This window comes from Maritimibacter sp. DP1N21-5 (assembly GCF_019218295.1).
Classification (GTDB): domain Bacteria; phylum Pseudomonadota; class Alphaproteobacteria; order Rhodobacterales; family Rhodobacteraceae; genus Maritimibacter.
Genome location: NZ_JAHUZF010000006.1, coordinates 1,777,938 through 1,799,867, shown reverse-complemented (window position 1 = coordinate 1,799,867; position 21,930 = coordinate 1,777,938). Strand labels below are relative to the sequence as shown.

The following is a 21,930-nucleotide window of genomic DNA, read 5'->3' as shown; positions in this document are numbered from 1 at the left end:
ACAGACAGAATGCGAAACGGGCGGTCCGATGTGGCCGCCCGTTTTCGTTTTCGGGATCAGTCGGACCCGAGCTTGAGGTAGATGTCGCGACCTTCGAGGCGGACCGGAAAACTCCGCGTCGCGCCTTCGTCTGCACCCTGTGCGGTGCCGTCCTCGAGCTTGATGACCCAGTTGTGCAAGGGGCAGGTGACGCAGCCGTCATGCACGATTCCCTCGGAGAGCGGGCCGTTCTTGTGCGGGCATTTGTCCTCGAGCGCGAAGACCTGGTCGCCGGCGGTGCGGAAGACGGCGATGGTCACGTCGCCCCAGCGCACCTTTCGCGCTCCCTGCGACTTGATGTCGTCGATGGTGCCGACCTGGCGCCAGTCGAGGTCGGTCTGGTTGAGAGAGACGTTCATTCTGCGGGCTCCATCACGGTGGTGCTCTTGGCGTCCGACGGGGCGTCTATGACCGCCAGCGGCTTGAACTCATGCGCATCCTCACCGGCCACACGGGCGGCCCAGGGGTCGAATTGCGCGAAGGTCTGGGAATAGGCGAAGCGTTCGGCCAGTGCCTTGCGTTCCTCTATGTCGTCGAGCACGACCGACTTGATATGGTCGTATCCGACGCGATCCGCCCATTTGTAGATGCGTTCGAGGTAGAAGCCGCTCTCGCGGTAATACTGCGTGAGCGCGCCGATGACCTCCATCACCTCTTCTTCGGTCCTGACCGTGCCAAGCTCGGTCGTGCCCTGGATATGAAGGCCGGCAGCTCCGCCGTAGACGATCTGGAACCCGCTATCGACGCAGATCACCCCGATGTCCTTGCAGGTCGCCTCGGCGCAGTTGCGTGGGCAGCCGGTGACGGCGAGCTTCAGTTTCGCGGGCGACCACGCGCCCCAGAGGTATTTCTCGAGCTTGATGCCCAGCCCCATCGAGTCCTGCGTCCCAAAGCGGCACCAGTCCTTGCCGACACAGGTTTTCACTGTCCTGAGTCCCTTGGAATAGGCCGCCCCCGAGATCATGCCGGCGTCGTTGAGGTCCTTCCACACCGGCAGGAGATCCTCTTTCTTAACGCCCAGAAGGTCGATCCGCTGGCCGCCGGTGACCTTGACGGTCGGGATGTCGTATTTCTCCGCCACGTCGGCGATTGCGCGCAGCTCGCTCGGGGTCGTGAGGCCGCCGAACATGCGCGGCACGACGGAATAAGTGCCGTCCTTCTGAATGTTGGCGTGGACGCGTTCGTTGATGAAACGGGACTGCTGGTGGTCGACATACTCCCCCGGCCAGTCCGCGACGAGGTAGTAATTCAACGCTGGACGGCATTTCGCGCAGCCCTCGGGCGTCGTCCATTCGAGCGCCTGCATCACGGCGGGGATCGACTTCAGCCCCATCGCGCGGATGAGGCGGCGCACGTCGCCGTGGGTGTGGTGGGTGCAGTCGCACATGCCTTCGGGGGTGGCCACGACCGCATCGCCCAGCGTCAGCGCCATGAGGTTTTCGACGAGGTTCGTGCAGGTCCCGCAAGAGGCCGAGGCCTTGGTATGCGCGCGCACGTCTGCGAGCGAGGTCAGGCTCTTCTCGGTGATCGCATTCACGATCTGGCCCTTGCAGATGCCGTTGCAGCCGCAGATCTCGGCGTCGTCCGAAAGGTTCGCGACCGCCGCCAGCGGGTCGATCGCGCCGCCGCCCTGATGGTTCTGCCCGAAGATGAGCGTGTCGCGCCGATCGCTCACGTCCTCGCCGGATTTCAACATCTCATTATACCACGCGCCGTCGGCCACATCACCGTAAAGTACGGCGCCGATCACCCTGTTCTCCTTCAGGATCACACGCTTGTAGCTGCCCCGCGCCGCGTCGCGAAGAACGACGTCCTCGTAGCCGGGGCCTTCGTCAAACTGGCCGACCGAGTAGAGGTTGATCCCTGTCACCTTGAGCTTGGTCGGCGTCTCCGTATGGGCAAAACTGGCGTCCGTCCCGGTCAGTGTCTGCGCCGCGACCCGTGCCATCTGGTAGAGCGGCGCGACGAGGCCGTAGACCCGGCCATCGACCTGCACGCATTCCCCGACCGACAGGATATCGGGGTCCGACGTGCGCATGGCGGCGTCGGTGACGATCCCGCGCTCGACGGTCAGCCCCGCCTCTTTCGCGAGCGTCACGTTCGGGCGGATACCGACTGCCATCACGACGATGGAGGCGTCGATGAGGGTGCCATCCTCGAGCTCCACGCCCTCGACCGCGTCTCTGCCAAGGATCTGCTTGGTGTTGGACTGACAGCGGATGTCGATGCCACGGCCTTCGAGTTCCTTTTGCAGCAGGTAGCCCGCCGCCGGGTCGAGTTGCCGCTCCAGAAGCGTCGGCATGAGGTGGAGCACGGTGACCTCCATGCCCTGCGCCTTGAGCCCCGCGGCGGCTTCGAGCCCCAGAAGTCCGCCGCCGATCACCACGGCGCGGCCCCCCTTCGCGGCAGCGGCCTTCATCTTCTCGACGTCATCCAGATCACGGTAGGCGAGCACACCGGAGAGCTGGTGGCCGGGAACCGGGATGATGAAGGGGTCGGACCCGGTCGCGATGACGAGCTTGTCGTAGCACGCGGTCTCGCCCCCCGCCGCGGTGACGGTCTTTGCGGCGCGGTCGATCCCGGTGACTTTCTGGCCCCGGTGAAGCGTGATGCCGTTGTCGGCATACCAAGCGTCGTCGTGGATCACGATGTCCGCGAAGGACTTCTCGCCCGACAACACGGGCGACAGCATGATCCGGTCGTAGTTCACGCGCGGTTCGGCGTTGAAGATGGTCACGTCGAAGGCGTCCCGGTCGATCTCGAAGAGATGTTCGAGCATCCGGCCCGGGGCCATCCCATTGCCGACGATGACGAGTTTTTGCTTGGACATGGCGTCCTCCGGTCGATGGCGGCGCCGGAAGCCCCGGACCGCGGCGGTTTCTGTCGGTGGGAAGGGCAAGCGACTGGCGCCCGTTTCCCCGCGTCTCGATTGTTCGGTGCGTGGGCAGCATCGTTGCTGCGAGACCTCCGGGCATGGCCCTCGGTCCTGACGGAAAACGCCGCGCCGTTGCGGCATGGATGCGAAGATCCTTACCTCGCTTATTGGCAGGACCGCGGCATGTGGCAACGGACCACTGCGCGCGGTCGCCGTTTTTTCGCTGCCCTGCAGCACAAGACGCGGGGACTGCCTGTTTATTGTGCGAAATCCGGGAGGCGTGCCCAAGGGAACGCCCGCGTGAGAGCGGCGGCGGCGCGTGGGTCGGAGCTGTTTCGACAGCTGTTGCAGGCTGGCAGGAACGGCGAGTCGCGAAGGACACAGGTGCACTCCGTGCTGCTACGGCGCCGCATGGGCAATCGTGCGATGGGCCGCTAAAGAGGGGCGCAGGAGGCGCTTCGATGCAAAGCCAGATACCCCTGACCCGTGACGTCGTTCTGATCGGCGGCGGCCATGCGCATGCGCTCGTCCTCAGGATGTGGGGCATGAACCCTCTGCCGGGCGTCCGGCTGACGGTGGTTCATCCGGGACCGACCGCGCCCTATTCGGGGATGCTGCCCGGCCATGTGGCCGGCCACTACGCACGCGAGGAGCTCGACCTCGATCTCGTGCGGCTCTGCCGTTTCGCAGGAGCGCGTCTGGTCACCGGATGGGCCGAGGGGGTCGATCCCGTGGCCCGGCGCGTCCGGCTCGCAGGGGGGCGGGAGATCGCCTATGACGTGGCCTCGCTCGATGTCGGCGTCCATGCCGGGATGTCGGACATCGACGGCTTTGACGATCATGCGCTGGGCGTGAAGCCGCTCGACCGCTTCGCCGGTGCGTTCCGTGAATTCCGCGCGCAGGTGCGCGCCGGTGACGCCGCGCCCGAGGTCGCCGTGATCGGCGCGGGGGTCGCGGGCTGTGAAGTCGCGCTCGCCATGGATCACGCGCTGCGGCAGGACGGCGCCACGCCGCGGGTCGCCCTCATCGAGGCGACCGGGGCCCTGACCGGCTTTGCCCCTCGGGCAGCGGGCCTCATGCGCGGGACGCTGGAGCGTGCCGGGGTCCAGCTCCTGTTCGGCCGTCGCGTTGAACGGGTGCTGCCTGATCATATCGTGCTCGACGACGGCACGACGCTGCCCAGCCGTTTCACGCTGGGTGCCGCGGGGGCGATGGCCCATGGCTGGCTCGCGGCGAGTGGTCTTCCCGTCACCGAAGCGGGTTTCGTGACGACGGATGCCACCTGCCGCGTCACCGGGCAGGAGGACCTATTCGCGGTGGGTGACTGCGCCCATTTCGCGCCGGATCCCTTGCCGAAGGCGGGGGTCTATGCCGTGCGCGTGGCGCCGGTGCTCCTCCACAATCTGCGCGCAAGGCTTTCGGGCGGGTCACTGCGCGACTTCCGACCGCAGAAGGATTTCCTCAAGCTCATTTCCCTTGGCGGCAAGAGTGCCATCGCCCAGCGGGGGCGGTTCGCGGTTGCGGGGCCGCTTCTGTGGCGCTGGAAGGACCGGATCGACCAGCGTTTCATGGACAAGTTCCGGCACCTGCCCCAGATGAAGCAGGACCCCTTGCCCAGTGTGCTGGCCGACGGCGTGCGCGAGGAACTCGGCGGGGCCGAGCAGATGCTCTGCGCCGGCTGCGGGTCCAAGGTCGGGCCAGGCGTGCTTTCAGCGACCCTATCGCGGCTGCCGCGCGCCGGTCGGGACGACATCTTGACCGGACCCGGCGACGATGCGGCCGTGGTCGAGTTAGGTGGCGTCCGACAGGTCCTGACCACCGATCACCTGCGCGCCTTCACCGAAGACTACGGTCTTTTCGCCCGGATCGCGGCGCATCATGCGCTGGGCGACGTGCTCGCCATGGGAGCCCGGCCACAGGCGGTGCTGGCGCAGGTCACGCTGCCGCGCCAGTCCGAGGCGCTTCAGGCGCGGGCGATGGAGGAGATCATGGCGGCCGCCGCCGAGGTCTTTGCCGCCGAGGGCGCAGAGATCGCCGGGGGCCACACCACGATGGGCGCGGAATGCACGGTCGGTTTCACCGTGACCGGTCTGGTGGACAAGCCGATCACCGTGGCTGGTGCGCAGCCGGACGATGTGCTCGTCCTGACCCGCCCCATCGGTTCAGGCACGATCCTTGCCGCCGAGATGAAGGGCGCCGCGCAGGGCGTCGACGTGGCGGCGATGCTCGCGGTGATGGCGACGGGGCAGGGGGCGGTGGCGCGGGTGCTAGAGCCGGCCCATGCTATGACCGATGTGACGGGCTTCGGATTGGCCGGGCATCTGAGCGCGATCTGCCGCGCATCCGGTGTGGGGGCCGAGATCGTATTGGCGGATGTGCCGTCTTACGAAGGTGCCCTGCCGTTGGCCGAGGCGGGTTATCGGTCGACAATCTTTCCGGCGAACAAGGTGGCGGCTCCGGTAGAGGGCGCTGTCGGCGCGCGAGCCGATCTGCTCTGGGACCCGCAAACGGCGGGCGGGTTTCTGGCCTGCGTGAGCGTCGAGGACCTGAAGGACGTGCTGGCCGGGATCGCCGGAGCAGGCGGGCAGGGCCATGTGATCGGGCGAATGGTCGAAGGATCGGGGATTCGACTGGCGTGAATGTCTCGGCCCGGAAGGGACCCCGGCCGATCCATGCAAGAGGCGCTGCGATGTGAGCTTTGCCAGCAAACCTCACAAGCCTCTCGCTCCCCGAGGTATTTGTGAAGCAGTGAAGGGAGAGCGCTTTCACGTTGCGGGTCGGGTGTGCGGGGGGTATGGAACGAAGGATGAACACCTATTCGCTTTCGTGCCTCGATGTTGCCCTGACGGTCCTGCCGTCAGGGGCGCTTTACTGGCCGGAGAAGGGCGTGCTGGTGGTGTCCGACCTGCATCTTGGGCGCTCCGAACGCTTCGCACGGCGGGCAGGGGCGCTCTTGCCGCCCTACGAGGTGCAGGACACGCTCACACGCCTCGAGGCGGACATCGAGACGGTGGCGGCGCGGGTCGTGATCTGTCTGGGCGACACGTTCGATGACGATGCGGCGGTTGGTGGTCTGGACGACGACCTGCGTCTCTGGATCGCGCGGCTCATGGCGGGGCGGCGCTGGATCTGGGTCGAAGGCAACCACGATCCCGCGCCTGTCGATCTGGGCGGCGAACATCGGGCCGAGGTCCAGCTGGGACCCCTGATCTTCCGCCATATCGCACAGGTCGGCGCGCAGGGCGAGGTGTCCGGCCATTATCATCCGAAGGCCCGGGTGGCGGGGCGGTCGCGTCCCTGTCTTCTGTCCGATGGTGAGCGTGTGATCCTGCCCGCCTATGGCACCTATACCGGCGGGCTTCGGTCCACGGACAAGGCGCTCGCAAGGCTCTTAAAGCCCGGCGCGATCGCGGTGCTCACCGGGGCGAACCCGGTCCCGATTCCGATGCCGCGCTAAGGCGATGCCGCGCCGTCACGCTTGCCGGGGCGCGGGACGCTCGGCAGGGTGCGGATGGGAGGCACCATGCAGGATTTCACCGTCAGGAACCCGGATTTTGCCCGCGTCGTCGCGGCGAGCTTCGCGCGTCAGCCGATGATGGAGACGCTGGGCGCCCATCTGGTCAGTGTCGAACCGGGCCGGGTCGTGATCGAAAGCGACATTCCGGACCGCGCCAAGCAGCAACAGGGCGTGGCCCATGCCGGTCTCGCCTTTTCCATCGGCGATTCGGCCGCTGGCTATTCCGCGCTGTCGCTTCTGCCTGCGGGGCAGGAAATCGTGACCTCAGAGATGAAGATCCACCTTCTGGCCCCGGGTGCGGGCGAGCGGATGGTGGCCGAAGGGCGCGTTCTGCGGGCCGGGCGGCGGCAGCTCGTCTGCGAGGCCGAGGTCTGGGCTCATGAGGGCGCGGCCCGGCGGCTTGTCGCGAAACTGATCGGGACCATGGTTCCCGTTCCGATCCCATCAGGAGACTAGGACATGTCCGACAGGGTAACGATCGCAATCGAGGATCACGTGGCGGTGGTCACCATGGCGCGGCACGACAAGATGAACGCGCTCGACAAGGAGCAGATCGCGGCCATTGTCGCGGCCGGGCGCGAGGTGTCGGAGACCCCCGGCGTGCGCGCCGTGGTGCTGGCGGGGGGACCGCGCGCCTTCTGCGCCGGGCTCGACATGGCGGCGATGGCGTCCATCGCGCAGGACGCGCAGTCGGGGTTTCAGGACCGGACCCATGGGCGCTCCAACATCTTTCAGGCGACGAGCATGGTCTGGGCCGAATGTCCTGTCCCGGTGATCGCGGCGATCAACGGCTATGCCTTCGGCGGTGGGTTTCAGATCGCGCTCGGGGCCGACATCCGTATCGCGGCGCCGGATGCGACGTTCTCCATCATGGAGATGAAGTGGGGCATCATCCCCGACATGGGCGGGATGCATCTGGCCCGGCGGCTCCTGCGTGGAGACGTGCTGCGGCGGCTGACCTATACGGCCGAGGTCTTCGACGCCGAGGCCGCGCTGGGCTGGGGTGTGGTGACGGAAGTGGTGGACGACCCGCTGGCCCGCGCGATGGAGCTTGCCCGCACAATCGCCACGCGCTCGCCCGACGCTATCCGCGCCGCAAAGGCCCTGATCGACGAGACGGAACTCGCATCGCCCAAGGACGTGTTGAAAGCGGAGAGCCGGGTCCAACAGGAGCTGATCGGCGGGGCGAACCAGATGGAGGCGGTGATGGCGGGCATGCAGAAACGCACGCCCGTCTTCAAGGACTAGCTTGACCGCAACGAACCTGCGCGGCTGGCCGAGGGTCAGACCTCGGCCAGTTTCTTGCGCAATTCGAACTTCTGGATCTTGCCGGTCGAGGTCTTGGGAAGCTCCTCGAAGATCACCCGTTTCGGCGTCTTGAAGCCTGCAAGCCGTTCGCGCACGAAGGCGATGATCTCGGCCTCGGTCGCCGTCTTGCCGTCCTTGAGCTCGACGAAGGCGCAGGGAACCTCGCCCCATTTCTCGTCCGGTTTCGCCACCACCGCGCAGAGCGACACCGCAGGGTGGTGCATGATGGCGTTCTCGACCTCGACGGAAGAGACGTTCTCGCCGCCCGAAATGATGATGTCCTTCGCACGGTCGGTGATCTTGATGTAGCCGTCCGGGTGCTGGAAGGCGATGTCGCCGGTGTGGAAGTAACCACCCGCAAAGGCTTCCTGCGTCGCCTCGGGGTTCCTGAGGTAGCCCTTCATCACGATGTTCCCCCGCGCCATGATCTCGCCCACGGTTTCGCCGTCCATGGCGACCTGGGTCATGGTTCCGGCGTCCATCACGGTCACGTCTTCCATGTCGGCGTTCAGGACCCCGGTGCGCGCCTTGATCGTGTATCGTTCCTCGGCGGGCAGGTCGTCCCAATCCTCGCGCCACAGGCATTCGGTGCCGTGGCCATAGATCTCGGTCAGGCCATAGACCTGGGTAACGTTGAACCCGAGCGGCTCGATCCCGGCAAAGGTCGCGGCGGGTGGCGGCGCGCCGGCGGTATAGACCTCGACCCTGTGGTCGAAGGCGCGCCGGTCGCTGTCCTTCGCGTTGATGAGTGTGTTCAGCACGATGGGCGCCCCGCCGAAATGCGTGACGCCATGATCCGCGATGGCGTCGTAGATCGCCTTGGCGGTGATGTCGCGGCAGCAGATAACCGTGCCGCCGACGGCAGGAATGGTCCAGGTGTGACACCAGTTGTTGCAGTGAAAGAGCGGCACGATCGTAAGGTAACGGGTGTGCTTGTTCAGCCCCCAGGCCACCGCCACGCCCATCGTGTGCAGATAGGCGCCCCGGTGCGAATAGACGACGCCCTTGGGGCGGCCCGTCGTGCCGGAGGTGTAATTGAGGGCGAGGCTCTCCCATTCGTCCTCGGGCATGATCCAGTTGAAGGCGGGATCGCCCGAGGCGACGAGGGCTTCGTAGTCCTTGTGACGACCGCTCGCCGGGAAGCCCGCACCAGCGTCCGGCACCTCGACCACGACGGGGGCCGGACCTTCGATGCGCGTCAGCGCGGCCTCCAGCGGTTCGAGGAACTGGCTGTCCACAAGCACGACCTTGGCCTCGCCGTGCTCGAGGATATAAGCGACCGAGTCCACGTCGAGACGCGTGTTGATCGTGTTGAGGATCGCGCCGGTCGCAGGCACGGCCCAATGTGCTTCGACCTGTGCCAGCGTATTGGGCAGGATCGTCGCGACCACGTCGCCCGAGGCCACGCCAAGCCGCGTGAGCGCCGAGGCGAGCCGGCTGACCCGGTCGTGCATCTCGCCATAGGTGAACTGCCGGTCGCCGTCGATCACCGCAATCCGTTCGGGATAGATCGCCTTTGCCCGCCTCAGATGCGACAGCACCGTTAGCGGCACGAAGTTCGCCCTGGTCTTCTCAAGCCCCGTTTCGTCCCTGAGCCAGCCCATGTCGATCCTCCCTGATGACCTTTGGACGAAATCTAATTGCGCCCCCGATGCCGTCAATGCGCCTTTTCGGCTGCATCGGGGCGGGCTAGGGTCGCGGCATGATCATCTCCCGTGGCCGCCGCTATATCTTCGTCCATGCGCCCAAGACCGGCGGCACGAGCCTCGCGCTCATGCTCGAGGCGAAGGCGATGAAGGATGATATCCTGCTGGGCGACACGCCAAAGGCGCTCAAGCGGCGCGGGCGGGTCAAGGATGTCGAGACCTCGGGGCGGCTGTGGAAACACTCGAGGCTCACCGATCTTTATGGGCTGGTGACTCAGGCCGAGATCGAGGATTTCTTCGTCTTTACGCTCGTGCGCAATCCCTGGGACCGGATGGTGAGCTATTACCACTGGCTTCGCGTGCAGGACTTCGACCATCCGGCCGTCGACCGCGCCAAGGCGCTCGATTTCAAGGGCTTCGTCACGGACCCGACGATCCTCGGTTCCGTCGCGAACAATCCCTACACCCGATATGTGACCGACCGGGACGGCATCGAACGGGCGGATCATTTCCTGCGGCTGGAGCAACTGGGTGAGGACCTCGAGATGGTGGAGGCGCGGCTTGGCTGCAAGCTTGGTCCCCCGGCGCATGAAAACGCGTCGAATCGTTCCCGAGACTATCGCAGCTACTATGGTCCGGACGAGGCCGGGGCCGTCGCGCGCGCCTGCGAATCGGACATTGCGCGGTTCGGATACAGCTTCGACCCGACCTGAAGTTGCTGGCCGCGAAACAGTAACATCGAACCACGGCAATTGTTTGCAAAGCCCCGACAGTGCCGCGTAATCGCCTCATTCATGCCCGAGTTTCTCCGCTCCGCCTTCCTCAGATGATCCTACGACCGCGGCGGGCTGCCACCTCAACCGGTCGGATCGAACGCCTGGGGGAGTGTGAATGCCTGGTCTGCTCGACAAGCGACGTGTGCGCGCCGCACATCGGATGGCCGACTTGAGGTCGGGCCGAGGCGACGTGGCCGTCACGAAAGGCTGGCGGTCCGTGCAAGCGGTCGCGGTTGTGGACAGTGTCCTGACGTTCGACAAGGCCCTTCCGGCCGTCGTTGCGATCACGCGAACACCGATTGCCAGCCTGCGCGACCCCCTTGACCCTCGTCCCGGCGACATGGCGCATTTCCCTGCCGATGCCATCGCCAAAGATGCCCGAAAGGAGGAGGGGGGGAGAGTTCCCGCCACCTGAAGGGCCGCGGCGCGCGCGCATGTTTGCATCCCAAGCGCGCGCCGCAATCCGGAATGAAATAGTTTCGCGTTGCTTGCCCCCCAAACTCACCAGCGCGAAATTGAGCCCCGTCCGCCCCCCCTTGCCGGACGGGGCTCCTCATTTTCAGGGACCCATATCAGGTGTCCCTAATGGATGAACCGTTGCGATGGAAAGGCGATGATCCCCTCTTCAGCCAGCGTTTCGGCCGCCTTGGTCGACCCCGAGCGTGCCGTGTCGATAAGCGCGCGCATCCCTTCGGGCGCATGGCCGGTCGCGGCCGCCAGCACGTCGCGCATATGCGGGAAGGACCAGGCCTGTTCGGTCATATAGGCCGCATCATAGGCGGTCTGCCCGAGCCCGGAGTAATGTCGCATCGAGCCGCCCGCCCGCCGGAGCCGAGCCTCGAAGATCGAACAGGCGATGAGACAGGCATCCGCCAGCCCACGCAGCTCCGCATGGTCCGCGCGTCGGTCCATCGCGTCCACCACCCGGATCGTGAGCCGATCCATCGACAGATGTTCGCGCATGTAACGGGCAAGCGTGATCGCCGCGTAGTGCCGCAGATTGTCCGTAAGCGGTATCCCGGTGTCCCGGATGCCATCGCCGACAAGTTCGTCGGCAGCGGCGACAAGATGGTCCTGCATCGCATGCCCTCCAGTTTCTTGCCTTCGGCCCGGATCAGTCTGCGCCCGGACCCTGTGTAAAAGGTTAATGGCGTTCGAAATTTGATCAAAAGAAAAAAGCGTGAACAGGGCGTGCGGTTCCGTTTTGCGTGTGCCGCAAGCAGATTTCGCAGGTTTGCGTGTTAATTCCGCACCATGGCACAGGTCGGCGGACGGTTAGAGCGCGTCTTTCAGCGTATAGCCCGCGTAGGCACCGGCCAGCAGCACGCGCCGGAAACGCCCGAACGGGAACCTGCCCGGAGGCGTGGCGATCACGGTCGGACGCTGATCCTCGCCAAGGGCGAGCCGCGCGGCAAGGCGCCCGGAATAGGTCCCCATCGCCACCCCGTTGCCGTGGTAGGCATAGGCCGCGAAGACGCCGTCCATCTCTGGCACCGGCCCCACATAGGGCGTGAACCCGGGGGAGAGGCAAGCGAGACCCGACCAGCTTCGGGCCACCTCCACATCCCGCCATGCCGGGAAGAGACGGTGGAAATGCCGGATCAGGCGGCCGCGCGTCGCGGCCTCTGCTGCCCGGCTCGACCGGATGCCCCCGCGCATCCCGAAAAGGAACCGTCCGTCGGGAAGCTTTCGGAAATAATGCAGGAGGATCCGGGTGTCATAGGCCATCAGGTCTGACGTCCAGCCCTGCGCCCTCTGTTCCTCATCGGTCAGGGGCCGGGTCATGAGCGCGCTCGATTGCACTGGAAGATAGCGGCCCGCCATCCAGCCGGGCAGGGCGTCATCGGAATAGCCATTGGTGGCGAGAATGACCTGCTTCGCCGTGACCTCACCTCGGGGCGTAGCCAGATGCCAGCCCGCGCCGCCAGGCTTCAGGGCCGTGACGGGCGTTTGCGCATGGACCTTCGCGCCCGCATCCCGCGCGGCCCGGGCGAGACCGGCGACATAGCGACCGGGGTCGAGCGCGAAGCCCGTCTTGACGTGCAGTCCTCCATGGCTTCCGGTCATGTTCAGCCCACGCTCTCGAAGCGCATCCGGCGACAGGCGTTCGGACTCGACACCCAAGCGGGCCAGCGTCGAAACCTCATGCTCGAACGCCGCAGCTTCCCGCGCGTTATGGGCCAGTTGCATCTCGCCGTCGGAATGGCGCGACACCTCGATCCCATGCGTAGCGATCAGATCCTCGACCAGCCGGATCGCCTCGAGTTCCGCGCGCAGAAACGCGTCGGCCTCGCCCAGGCCATGCCGTCGCGCCAGCGTCGCGTGGTCCACCTTGGCGCCGCCCATGCAGCAGAAGCCGCCATTGCGCCCCGAGGCACCCCAGCCTGGCACCTTCGCCTCCAGCACCGCGACTGACACACCCGCCTGCGCCAGATGCAAGGCCGCAGACAGTCCCGTGAAGCCGCCGCCGATCACCGCGACCTCGACCTCCGCTTCGCCGGCAAGGGGCGACCAGCCCTCCGACAAGGACCACGCGCAGGCCGCGCGCGGCCCGTCGCTATAGGCGAAAGGTTCATAAAGCCGGGTCATGGGCCTTCAGAGCCGCCCGAGGTAGGTGCGATACTCGATCTGCGAAATCGCCGTGGTGAGCTGGGAAATCTCATCCCGCCGCACAGCGGCATAGATGTCGCGGTATCCCGGCATGAACATGTCGCGCGCGATCTCGCTCTCGGCGAAACATTCGACCGCGGTGAACCAGTCGGACGTCAGCGGGTCCGAGAACTCGCCGTTCATTTCCTCGAGTGGTGCGACCAGTGGCAGATCGGGGTTGTCGAGACCATAGATCATGCCCCCCAGAACCCCCGCGATGGCGAGGTAAGGGTTGGCATCGGCCCCCGCGATCCGGTGTTCAAGGCGTGCGCCGGGGCCAGAGACCTCGGGCAGGCGCACGGCGGCGGCGCGGTTGTCCCAGCCCCAGTCGGGCGTATGGGGCGCGAAACTGCCGCGCTGGAACCGGCGGTAGCTGTTCATATGCGGTGCGAAGATCGCCTGCAGATCGTCCATCGTGTCGAGCGTGCCCGCGACCGCTTGTTTGAGCGTGGCCGAGGGTTCGTCCGTGCCCGCGTCGAAGATATTGCGCCCTTCCGTGTCCAGGACCGACACGTGGACATGCATCCCGTTGCCGGGATAATCGGCATAGGGTTTCGCCATGAAGGTCGCGCTCATCCCGTGCTTGCGGGCCACACCGCGCACGAGGCGGCGGAAATAGAGCGCGTCGTCGGCGGCGGCCATCACGTCGTCGGTGTGGTGGAAGTTCACCTCGAATTGACCCGGCCCGTATTCCGCGATGAGCGTGTCGGGGGTCATCGACTGATCCCAGGCGGCATCGAGGATCCCGTCGAGGATCGCCTGCGTCCGGTCGAGCACCTCGAGGTCGAAGTTCTGCGCGGTGGGCGAGCGGTCCGGCGGCATCGGCGCGTCGTTCTGATCCTCGCGCGGCTTGTAGAGATAGAACTCGAGCTCGGTCGCGACCACGGGATTGAGACCCCGCTCGTGGAATCGTTCCAGCACATGCTGGAGCTGACGGCGGGGAGAGTAGGGCGCGACCTCGTCCGTGTCGTCGTGCATCTCGCACAGGACCTGGGCCACCGATCCGCCCGAGGCCGAAGCCCAAGGCACCGGGCGCAAAGACCCCGGCACCGGAATGAGGTTTCCGTCGGGGTCCCCGATGGCAATGCCCAGACCCGTGGCCTCAACTTCCTCGCCGAGGATGTTGGGGGCATAGGTCGACAGCGGCATCCGAACGCCACCCTTGGCGATCTTTTCCTCGTCATCGCCGGGGAGCCATTTGCCACGCAGGATCGCATTGATGTCGCACATCATCAACTCGACCCGCTCGGGCCGCCCATGCTGGTCGCAGAAGGCGGCGTATTCTTCCATGAAATCTTTCATCAGTTGGCCTGATTTTCTTCTTTCTGACGGCGCACGATCGCCCGTTTGGACGAGATCGAGAAGGTTATGACGCCGATCGTTACCATCCCGATCAGGATCGAGGACAGCGCGTTGATCTCGGGGCTGACGCCAAGGCGGACCGCCGAGAAGATCTTGATGGGCAACGTCGTGGAGGACGGGCCCGAGGTGAAGCTGGCGATCACGAGGTCGTCGAGCGACAGGGTGAAGCCCAGCAGCCAACCCGATATGACGGCGGGGGCGATGATGGGAAGCGTAACCGAACGGAACGCGTCCCAGGGCGTGCAGCCGAGATCGAGCGCGGCTTCCTCGAGCGACTGGTCGAAGGTGGCGAGCCGCGAGGACACGACGACCGCGACATAGGCCATGCAGAAGGTCGTATGCGCCAGGATGATCGTCACCATGCCGCGGTCGAGCCCGATCGAGATGAACAGAAGCAGAAGCGACAGGCCAAGGATCACGTCGGGCATGACGAGCGGGGCATACATCATGCCCGAGAAGAGCGTGCGACCCGGGAACCGCCCGGCCCGGATGAGCACATAGGCGGCGGCCGTTCCGAGGATCGTGGCGAGGGTCGAGGAGACGACAGCCACCCGCAGCGTTACCCAGGCCGCGTCGAGGAAGGCCTCGTTGCGCAGAAGCTCGCCATACCACTTGGTCGAGAAGCCCGCCCAGACGGTCACCAGACGCGACTCGTTGAACGAGTAGATCACGAGGATGACCATGGGGAGGTAGAGGAAGGCGAACCCCACTGTCAGCGACGTCGCATTGAACCAGGAAATCCGTCTCATGCGCCCGCCTCCCGCTGTTTTTCCTCGTTCCGCAGGTAAAGCACGATGGGCACGATCAGGAGCAGGAGCAGGATCACCGCCACCGCGGAGGCCACCGGCCAGTCGCGGTTCGAGAAGAACTCCTCCCAGAGCACCTTGCCGATCATCAGCGTATCCGACCCGCCCAGAAGCGCCGGGATCACGAATTCGCCCATAACCGGAATGAAGACGAGGAAACAGCCTGCGATGATTCCGCCCCGCGAGAGCGGGAAGGTGACGAGCCAGAAGGCCTGCAACCGCGTGCAGCCAAGGTCCTCGGCCGCTTCGAGGAGCGAGCCGTCGAGCCGCTCGAGACCTGCGTAGATCGGCAGGATCATGAAGGGCAGGTAGGTATAGACGATGCCGATATAGACCGCCGTCGTGGTGTTGAGGATCATGAGCGGCGTGTCAATGACGCCGATCCACATGAGGAACTGGTTCAGAAGCCCCTCCTGCGCGAGGATCGCCTTCCAGGAATAGACCCGGATCAGAAAGGACGACCAAAAGGGCAGGATGACGAGCATCATGAGCGTCGGACGCCATTCGTCCGGCGCGCGCGCCATGCCATAAGCGATGGGATAGGCGACGAGCAGCGTCAGGAAGGTCGAGGTCACCGCGATCTTCAGCGACGAAAGATAGGCCTTCCAGTAAAGATCATCGGTCGCGAGGAAGCGGAAGTTGTCAAAGTCGAGCTGCGCAAAGAAGGCCTTCAGTCCGGCCCAGCCCTCCGACAGGTCGAGCGTCGGGGTATAGGGCGGTATGGCGAGCGCCGTGTCCGAGACCGAGATCTTGAGGACGATCAGGAAGGGGATCAGGAAAAGCGCGAGCAGCCACGAATAGGGCAGGAGGATGAGGGCCGCGCGTCTCATTCGGCAAGCACCACGCCGGCTGAAGACCGGAAGCTGACCCAGACGGTATCGTCCCAGGTGAAGGACCGGCGATCGATCCGGGTCGCGTTGGTCATCGCGGCCTTGATCATCTGGCCGTTGGGAAGCTCGACATGGTAGGTCGAGATATTGCCCAGATAGCCGATGTCGATGATCTTGCCTTCCATGGCATTGGCGCGGTCGTCGGGCGCGGTTTCCGAGACCAGGAGTTTCTCGGGCCGGATCGCGAAGGTCACCTTGTCGCCGTCCGAGAAGGCGCGCGCGCATTCGGTCACTTCGATGGGCGGCACGCCTTCGGCGTAGGAGATCTCGTAGGCCTCGGGCCCGACCTTCTTCGCCGTGCCTTCGATCAGATTCACGTCCCCGATGAAGTCCGCCACGTAAACGCTTTCGGGTGCTTCATAAATTCGCGCGGGGGTGTCGACCTGGATGATCTTGCCGTGGTCCATCACCGCCACGCGGGAGGCGACCGTCATCGCCTCTTCCTGGTCGTGGGTCACGATGACGAAGGTGGTGCCGGTCTTCTCCTGAATGTCCATCAGCTCGAACTGGGTTTCCTCGCGCAGCTTCTTGTCGAGCGCGCCGAGCGGTTCGTCGAGGAGGAGGAGTTTAGGGGCCTTGGCAAGCGACCGTGCCAGCGCGACGCGCTGGCGTTGGCCGCCGGAAATCTGGTGCGGCTTGCGCCGTGCGAATTGTTCCAGATGGGTGAGCTTGAGCATCTGGTCCACGCGGGCAGCGATGGCGTCCTTGTCCATCGGCTCGCCGCGTTTGAGCCCGAAGGCGATGTTGTCCCAGACCGACAGATGCGGAAAGAGCGCGTAGGACTGGAACATCATGTTCACGGCCCGCTTGTTCGGCGGCACATGGGCCATGTCCTGTCCGCCGATGGTGATGGTGCCCTCGGTCGGCGTCTCGAAGCCCGCGAGCATCCGCATCATCGTCGTCTTGCCGCAGCCCGAGGGGCCCAGCAGGGCAAAGAATTCGCGTTCGTAGATGTCGATGGTCTGGTCGTCGATCGCCGTGAAAGTGCCGAAGCGCTTGGTGACGTTCTTGAACTGGATAAGCGGTGTCGCGGTGGGATCGTCCCACGGGGCGAACACTTTGGTCGCCGGCTTCTTGATCGGTTTTTCGGCCATGGTCACCCACACTGTCCCGGAGAGGCGAAACCCCGCGCGGTGGATCCGCGCGGGGGGAAGACTGTCGGATCAGGTGCCCGACTTGATCTTGGTCCAAAGGCGCGTGACGGTCCGCTGCACCTGAGCATCGTAGGGCGTCACGGTGTAGAGATTGTCGAGCGTCGCCTGGTCCGGGTAGATCGCGGTGTCGCCGATCACGTCCTCGTTCAGAAGCTCCTGCGAGGCCTCGTTGCCGTTGGCGTAGTAGACGTAGTTCGACGCTGCCGCCATGTTCTGCGCATCCATGATGAAGTTCAGGAAAGTATGCGCGGCGTCGGGGTTCGGCGCATCGACCGGAATGGCCATCTGGTCGAACCACATCAGCGCGCCCTCTTTCGGGGCGTTGTAGACGATCTCATTGCCGTTGTCGGCCTCGGCGGCACGGTCACGGGCCTGGAGGATGTCGCCGGACCAGCCGAAGGCCACGCAGATGTCGCCGTTGGCCAACGCCTCGATATATTCCGACGAATGGAATTTCTGGATGTAGGGGGCGACGGCACCGAAGACGTCTTCCACCTTGGCCAGAACCTCGGGGTCCTTGGAGTCCGGGTCTTCCCCGATATAGGTCAGCGCGGCCGGGATCATCTCGGTCGGCGCGTCGAGCACCATGACGCCGCAAGAGGCGAGCTTTTCCATGTTCTCGGGGTTGAAGATCAGCTCGAGGCTGTCTAGCGGCGCGTCTTCGCCCAGCACTTCCTGGACCTTGCCGACGTTCGCACCGATGCCGGTGGTGCCCCACATGTAGTTGATCGAGTATTCGTTGCCAGGATCGTACTGCGCGGTGCGCTGCTCGATCACGTCCCACATGTTGTCGATGTTGGGAAGCTTCGATTGATCGAGCTTCTGGAAGGCCCCGGCCGAAATCTGACGCTGGAGGAAGGTGCCGGTCGGCACCACCACGTCATAGCCGGACCCGCCGGCAAGCATCTTGGTTTCGAGCAATTCATTCGAATCGAACACGTCGTAGATCAGGTCGATACCGGTCTCTTCCTCGAACTTCGTGAGAAGCTCTTCGTCGATGTAGTCCGACCAGTTGTAGACGCGCACTTCGTCGGCCATTGCGGCCTGTGCGCCCATCGCGGTCGCTGCAAGAAGCAGGGTTCTGAGTTTCATGTTTGCCTTCCTGTTGGTTCTTAGGCGTGTCTTTTCATTGCGGGAGTCACCTCCCGTCGGGGGTATTTGATCAAAACGATCTGACCCAAGCAATGGGCAATCTCCCTCCGAACAGGTCGATTTGGCCCATTGATTGAGCAACGCCTCAATTTTGAGCACGGTTCCCTAGGGTCAACCGAGTGGGTCACTTTCGGGCGATGCGACCATGTCGACAATCCAGCGGCCCAGAGTTCCGCAAAGCATTTGATCAAATGGATGCGGGGTGTTTATTGTGCCGGAGTGTCGCCGGGCTGCCGTTTCCGGCGTCCGCCGAGAAAGTGATTGATGAACCGCGCCTTGTCAAAACTGCCAGACCATGAACGCGCCTACCGCGCGCTTCGTGACATGATCCTGAACGGAGAACTCGCCCCCGGCCAGCCGGTGACGATACAGGGCCTCGTCGATCTGTTGGGCCTCGGCATGACCCCGGTGCGCGAGGCGATCCGGCGGCTGACCTCGGAAGGGGCGCTGGAATTCAAGGGCAACCGCCGGGTGAGCGTGCCCAACATGGATGCCGCGACCTATGGCGAACTGGCCTTCGCCCGTCTTGCGGTAGAGCCGGAGCTTGCCCGCCGCGCAGTGCCGAACCTCGACGCGGGTCGCATCGCGGCGCTCGAAAGCCTTGACGCAAAGGTGGATGACGCCATCGCGCAGGGAGATGTGCGCGGGTACCTCGAAAGCAACCGCCACTTCCATGTGCGCCTTTACGAACTCGCGAACGCGCCGGTGCTCATGTCGATTTCCAACATGCTCTGGCTGCGCACCGGGCCGTCGCTGCGCGTCATGCTGGGCCGCGCCGGCACCGCTAATCTGCCCGACCAGCATCAGGAAGCGCTGGCCGCGATGCGGGCGGGCGATGCCGATGCCGTGGCGCTCGCGATCCGGGCGGATATCGAACAGGGGATCCGGCAGGTCCAGTCCTCACTCGCCGCCGTTGGCGCCTGAGCTTCCGCCGCGACACCGGACAGCTTGCGTTGACACGCGCATTTTTGATCATATTGTGAGGCGCAAATTCGACCGGGCGGCGCATCACCTTCGCAAACGCCCCTCTGGGAGGCTCCCTATGAACAAGATCACGAATCACATGCCTACCGCCGAGCTTCAGGCCATCGACGCGGCGCACCACATGCACCCGTTTTCGGCCAACAAGGCGCTGGGCGAGCACGGCGCGCGGATCATCACGCGGGCCGACGGCGTGACGCTGACCGACAGCGAAGGCGAAAGCATCCTCGACGCGATGGCGGGGCTCTGGTGCGTGAACATCGGCTACGGACGCGACGAGCTGGCCGAGGTGGCGGCGCGCCAGATGAAGGAACTGCCCTACTACAACACCTTCTTCATGTCCTCGCATGTGCCCGCGATCGCCTTGTCGCAGAAGCTGGCCGAGCTTGCGCCGGGTGACCTGAACCACGTCTTCTACGCATCCGGTGGGTCCGAGGCGAACGACACCAACCTGCGCATGGTTCGCGCCTACTGGGCCGCGCTGGGAAAGCCCAAAAAGTTCAACGTGATCAGCCGCAAGAATGCCTACCACGGGACCTCGATGGGGTCGGGAAGCCTGGGCGGCATGGCGTCGATCCACTCGCAGGGCGGTCTGCCGATCCCCGGCATCCACCACATCGGCCAGCCCTACTGGTATCTCGAAGGCGGTGACATGAGCCCCGAGGACTTCGGCATCATGCGCGCCCGCGAGCTTGAGCAGAAGATCGACGAATTGGGCGAGGACAAGGTCGCGGCCTTCATCGCGGAGCCCATCCAGGGCGCGGGCGGCGTGATCATCCCGCCCTCGACCTACTGGCCCGAGATCAAGCGCATCTGTGACGAGCGGGACATCCTCCTTATCGCGGACGAGGTCATCACCGGCTTTGGCCGCACCGGCGAATGGTTCGGGTCCGAGTATTACGACATCCAGCCCGACATCATGACCGTCGCCAAGGGTATCACCTCGGGCTACATCCCGCTGGGCGCGTCGATCGTGTCGGACAAAGTGGCCGAGGTCATCGGGCGCGACGACTTCAACCACGGTTACACCTATTCCGGCCATCCGGTGGCCTGTGCGGTGGCGCTCGAGAATCTGCGCATCATCGAGGAAGAGAACGTCGTCGGCCACGTCAAGAACGAGGTCGGGCCCTATCTCGCCGAGAAGTGGCACCAGCTCGCCGACCACCCCTTCGTGGGCGAGACGACCCTCGTCGGGATGATGGCCTCGCTCGCGCTTACCGCTGACAAATCGACGCGTAAGCCCTTCAAGTCCAAGCCCGGCACCGTCGGCCTCATGACCCGCGAGCGGTGCTTCAAGAACAACCTCATCATGCGCCATGTCTACGACCGCATGATCGTTGCTCCGCCGCTCGTGATGCAGAAATCCGATGTGGATGTGCTTTTCGAGCGGGCCGTGAAGTCGCTCGACGAAGCCTACACGAACGTCAAGAACGCGGGGCTGCTGGAAACCGCCGACTGAATGGCTGACTGATGGCGCTCGACATTCTCACAGCGAACGACAGGCCGGGTGCATACCCGGCCTCTTACTATGCGGCGACGGTCGATCTCCTGCCGCAGATGGACCCGGTCGAGGGGGAGCTTTCGGCCGATGTCGTGGTGATCGGCGGCGGGTTTACCGGGCTCTCCTCTGCGCTCCATTTGGCGCAAGCCGGATTGAACGTGGTCCTTCTTGAGGCGTCCCGCGTCGGCTTCGGCGCGTCGGGGCGCAATGGCGGACAGGTCTCTGTCGGTCAACGGATCGAACAAGACGCGCTGGAGAAACTTGTGGGCATAGAACGGGCGCGGGCGCTCTGGGACATCGGCTGCGAGGCGGTCGACCTGACCCGCGCGCTGGCCAATGAACACGCGGGTGGCGCCGAATGGGTGCCGGGCGTGATCCATGCCGACCACAAACCAGGCTTCGTGGATCATACCCATGCCTATGTCCGCAAGATGCAGGAGGAATATGGCCATACCTCCATGCGGGCGCTGAGCCGTGAGGAGCTGCGCGCGCTTTGTGCTTCCGACGCCTATCACGGCGGGCTCATCGACATGGCGTCGGGCCATATCCACCCGCTGAAACACGCGCTGGGGCTGGCGCGCGGCGCGCTCACCGCAGGGGCAAGGATCTACGAGACAAGCCGCGTGACGAGCGTGACGGAAGGGCCCCGCGTGACGGTGAAGACCGACCGCGCGACGATAAAGGCCGACCACGTCCTCTGGGCCACCAACGGCTATCTCGGGAACGCCGAGCCGCGCACGGCTGCCCGCGTCATGCCGATCAACAATTTCATCGTGGCGACCGAGCCGCTGGGGTCGCTCGCGGACGAACTGCTGCCTGGCAACCATGCCGTGGCCGACAGCAAATTCGTCATCAACTACTTCCGCCTTTCCGCGGACAAGCGGATGCTGTTCGGAGGTGGCGAAAGCTACGGCTACAAGTTCCCCGCCGACATCGCGGCCAAGGCAGGCAAACCCATGGTCGAGATCTTTCCGCAACTGCGCGACGCCCGGATCGACTACGCCTGGGGCGGGACGCTCGGCATCACGATGAGCCGCCTGCCGCATGTGGCGCGGCTGTCGTCCAAGGTCTACGACATTTCCGGTTACTCGGGGCAGGGCGTCGCGCTCGGCACCATGGCGGGCAAGGTCATGGCCGAGATGGTCGCGGGGCAGGCGGGGCGCTTCGACCTCATGGCCAGCGTGCCGACTCCGCGTTTTCCGGGTGGCGCGGCGCTCCGCACGCCGCTGCTGGCCGCCGCGATGCTCTGGTATTCCATCCGGGATCGGCTCTAG

General features: G+C 65.0%; 18 protein-coding genes. 8 read left to right on the top strand and 10 right to left on the bottom strand.

The window, feature by feature from the left end; genetic code table 11:
- Window positions 1–56: 56 nt before the first annotated feature.
- The gene (gene nirD / locus KJP29_RS16530; RefSeq protein ID WP_218464614.1) at window positions 57–398 is read right to left on the bottom strand and encodes a nitrite reductase small subunit NirD; all 342 of its coding nucleotides are present in this window, start codon (window positions 396–398) and stop codon (window positions 57–59) included.
- Window positions 395–2,869, bottom strand: coding sequence for a nitrite reductase large subunit NirB (gene nirB, locus KJP29_RS16525; protein ID WP_218464613.1), 2,475 nt, complete (start codon window positions 2,867–2,869; stop codon window positions 395–397). Before nirB ends, nirD begins: the two co-directional genes overlap by 4 nt.
- Window positions 2,870–3,375: 506 nt before the next feature.
- Between nirB and selD the strand changes: the two genes are divergently transcribed.
- The 4 genes from selD (at window position 3,376) to KJP29_RS16505 (ending at window position 7,679) form a co-directional block, all read left to right on the top strand.
- Window positions 3,376–5,553, top strand: coding sequence for a selenide, water dikinase SelD (selD, locus tag KJP29_RS16520; RefSeq protein WP_218464612.1), 2,178 nt, complete (start codon window positions 3,376–3,378; stop codon window positions 5,551–5,553).
- A 167-nt stretch (window positions 5,554–5,720) separates the two neighbouring features.
- On the top strand, window positions 5,721–6,371 hold the full coding sequence (gene pdeM, locus KJP29_RS16515) for a ligase-associated DNA damage response endonuclease PdeM (protein WP_218464611.1): 651 nt from the start codon (window positions 5,721–5,723) through the stop codon (window positions 6,369–6,371).
- A gap of 66 nt (window positions 6,372–6,437) precedes the next feature.
- Window positions 6,438–6,887, top strand: a complete 450-nt coding sequence (locus KJP29_RS16510) for a PaaI family thioesterase (protein WP_218464610.1) — start codon at window positions 6,438–6,440, stop codon at window positions 6,885–6,887.
- 3 nt (window positions 6,888–6,890) lie between these two features.
- A complete protein-coding gene (locus tag KJP29_RS16505; protein WP_218464609.1) occupies window positions 6,891–7,679 on the top strand; it encodes a crotonase/enoyl-CoA hydratase family protein in 789 nt (262 codons plus the stop codon).
- 35 nt (window positions 7,680–7,714) lie between these two features.
- Here KJP29_RS16505 and KJP29_RS16500 read toward each other — a convergent pair whose 3' ends face one another.
- Window positions 7,715–9,343, bottom strand: a complete 1,629-nt coding sequence (locus tag KJP29_RS16500; RefSeq protein ID WP_218464608.1) for an AMP-binding protein — start codon at window positions 9,341–9,343, stop codon at window positions 7,715–7,717.
- Between the two features lie 98 nt (window positions 9,344–9,441).
- Here KJP29_RS16500 and KJP29_RS16495 point away from each other — a divergent pair, with 98 nt between their 5' ends.
- Window positions 9,442–10,098 carry a sulfotransferase family 2 domain-containing protein gene (locus KJP29_RS16495; protein ID WP_218464607.1) on the top strand — a complete coding sequence of 219 codons (657 nt, stop codon included), beginning with the start codon at window positions 9,442–9,444 and terminating at the stop codon, window positions 10,096–10,098.
- Window positions 10,099–10,743: 645 nt separating this feature from the next.
- On the opposite strand, the gene KJP29_RS16490 is transcribed toward KJP29_RS16495, so the two are convergent.
- The 7 genes from KJP29_RS16490 to KJP29_RS16460 form a co-directional block, all read right to left on the bottom strand.
- Window positions 10,744–11,241 (bottom strand): hypothetical protein, encoded by a 498-nt coding sequence (locus KJP29_RS16490; RefSeq protein WP_218464606.1) that lies wholly within the window; start codon window positions 11,239–11,241, stop codon window positions 10,744–10,746.
- Window positions 11,242–11,436: 195 nt separating this feature from the next.
- Entirely contained in the window at window positions 11,437–12,750 is a 1,314-nt protein-coding gene (locus tag KJP29_RS16485) for an FAD-binding oxidoreductase (RefSeq protein WP_218464605.1), read from the bottom strand.
- A 6-nt stretch (window positions 12,751–12,756) separates the two neighbouring features.
- A complete protein-coding gene (locus tag KJP29_RS16480; protein ID WP_218464604.1) occupies window positions 12,757–14,112 on the bottom strand; it encodes a glutamine synthetase family protein in 1,356 nt (451 codons plus the stop codon).
- Complete coding sequence (locus tag KJP29_RS16475) at window positions 14,112–14,921, bottom strand: ABC transporter permease (RefSeq protein WP_218464603.1); 810 nt, start codon at window positions 14,919–14,921, stop codon at window positions 14,112–14,114. The genes KJP29_RS16480 and KJP29_RS16475 overlap by 1 nt, the downstream gene beginning before the upstream one ends.
- The gene (locus KJP29_RS16470) at window positions 14,918–15,808 is read right to left on the bottom strand and encodes an ABC transporter permease subunit (RefSeq protein WP_218464602.1); all 891 of its coding nucleotides are present in this window, start codon (window positions 15,806–15,808) and stop codon (window positions 14,918–14,920) included. The genes KJP29_RS16475 and KJP29_RS16470 overlap by 4 nt, the downstream gene beginning before the upstream one ends.
- The gene (locus KJP29_RS16465; RefSeq protein ID WP_218464992.1) at window positions 15,805–16,962 is read right to left on the bottom strand and encodes an ABC transporter ATP-binding protein; all 1,158 of its coding nucleotides are present in this window, start codon (window positions 16,960–16,962) and stop codon (window positions 15,805–15,807) included. The genes KJP29_RS16470 and KJP29_RS16465 overlap by 4 nt, the downstream gene beginning before the upstream one ends.
- Window positions 16,963–17,031: 69 nt before the next feature.
- The gene (locus KJP29_RS16460) at window positions 17,032–18,114 is read right to left on the bottom strand and encodes a polyamine ABC transporter substrate-binding protein (RefSeq protein ID WP_218464601.1); all 1,083 of its coding nucleotides are present in this window, start codon (window positions 18,112–18,114) and stop codon (window positions 17,032–17,034) included.
- Window positions 18,115–18,438: 324 nt separating this feature from the next.
- Here KJP29_RS16460 and KJP29_RS16455 point away from each other — a divergent pair, with 324 nt between their 5' ends.
- The 3 genes from KJP29_RS16455 to KJP29_RS16445 all read left to right on the top strand — a co-directional run bounded on the left by KJP29_RS16455 (window position 18,439) and on the right by KJP29_RS16445 (window position 21,930).
- On the top strand, window positions 18,439–19,098 hold the full coding sequence (locus tag KJP29_RS16455) for a GntR family transcriptional regulator (RefSeq protein WP_218464600.1): 660 nt from the start codon (window positions 18,439–18,441) through the stop codon (window positions 19,096–19,098).
- A 118-nt stretch (window positions 19,099–19,216) separates the two neighbouring features.
- Window positions 19,217–20,614, top strand: a complete 1,398-nt coding sequence (locus KJP29_RS16450; RefSeq protein WP_218464599.1) for an aspartate aminotransferase family protein — start codon at window positions 19,217–19,219, stop codon at window positions 20,612–20,614.
- An 11-nt stretch (window positions 20,615–20,625) separates the two neighbouring features.
- A complete protein-coding gene (locus KJP29_RS16445; RefSeq protein WP_218464598.1) occupies window positions 20,626–21,930 on the top strand; it encodes an FAD-binding oxidoreductase in 1,305 nt (434 codons plus the stop codon).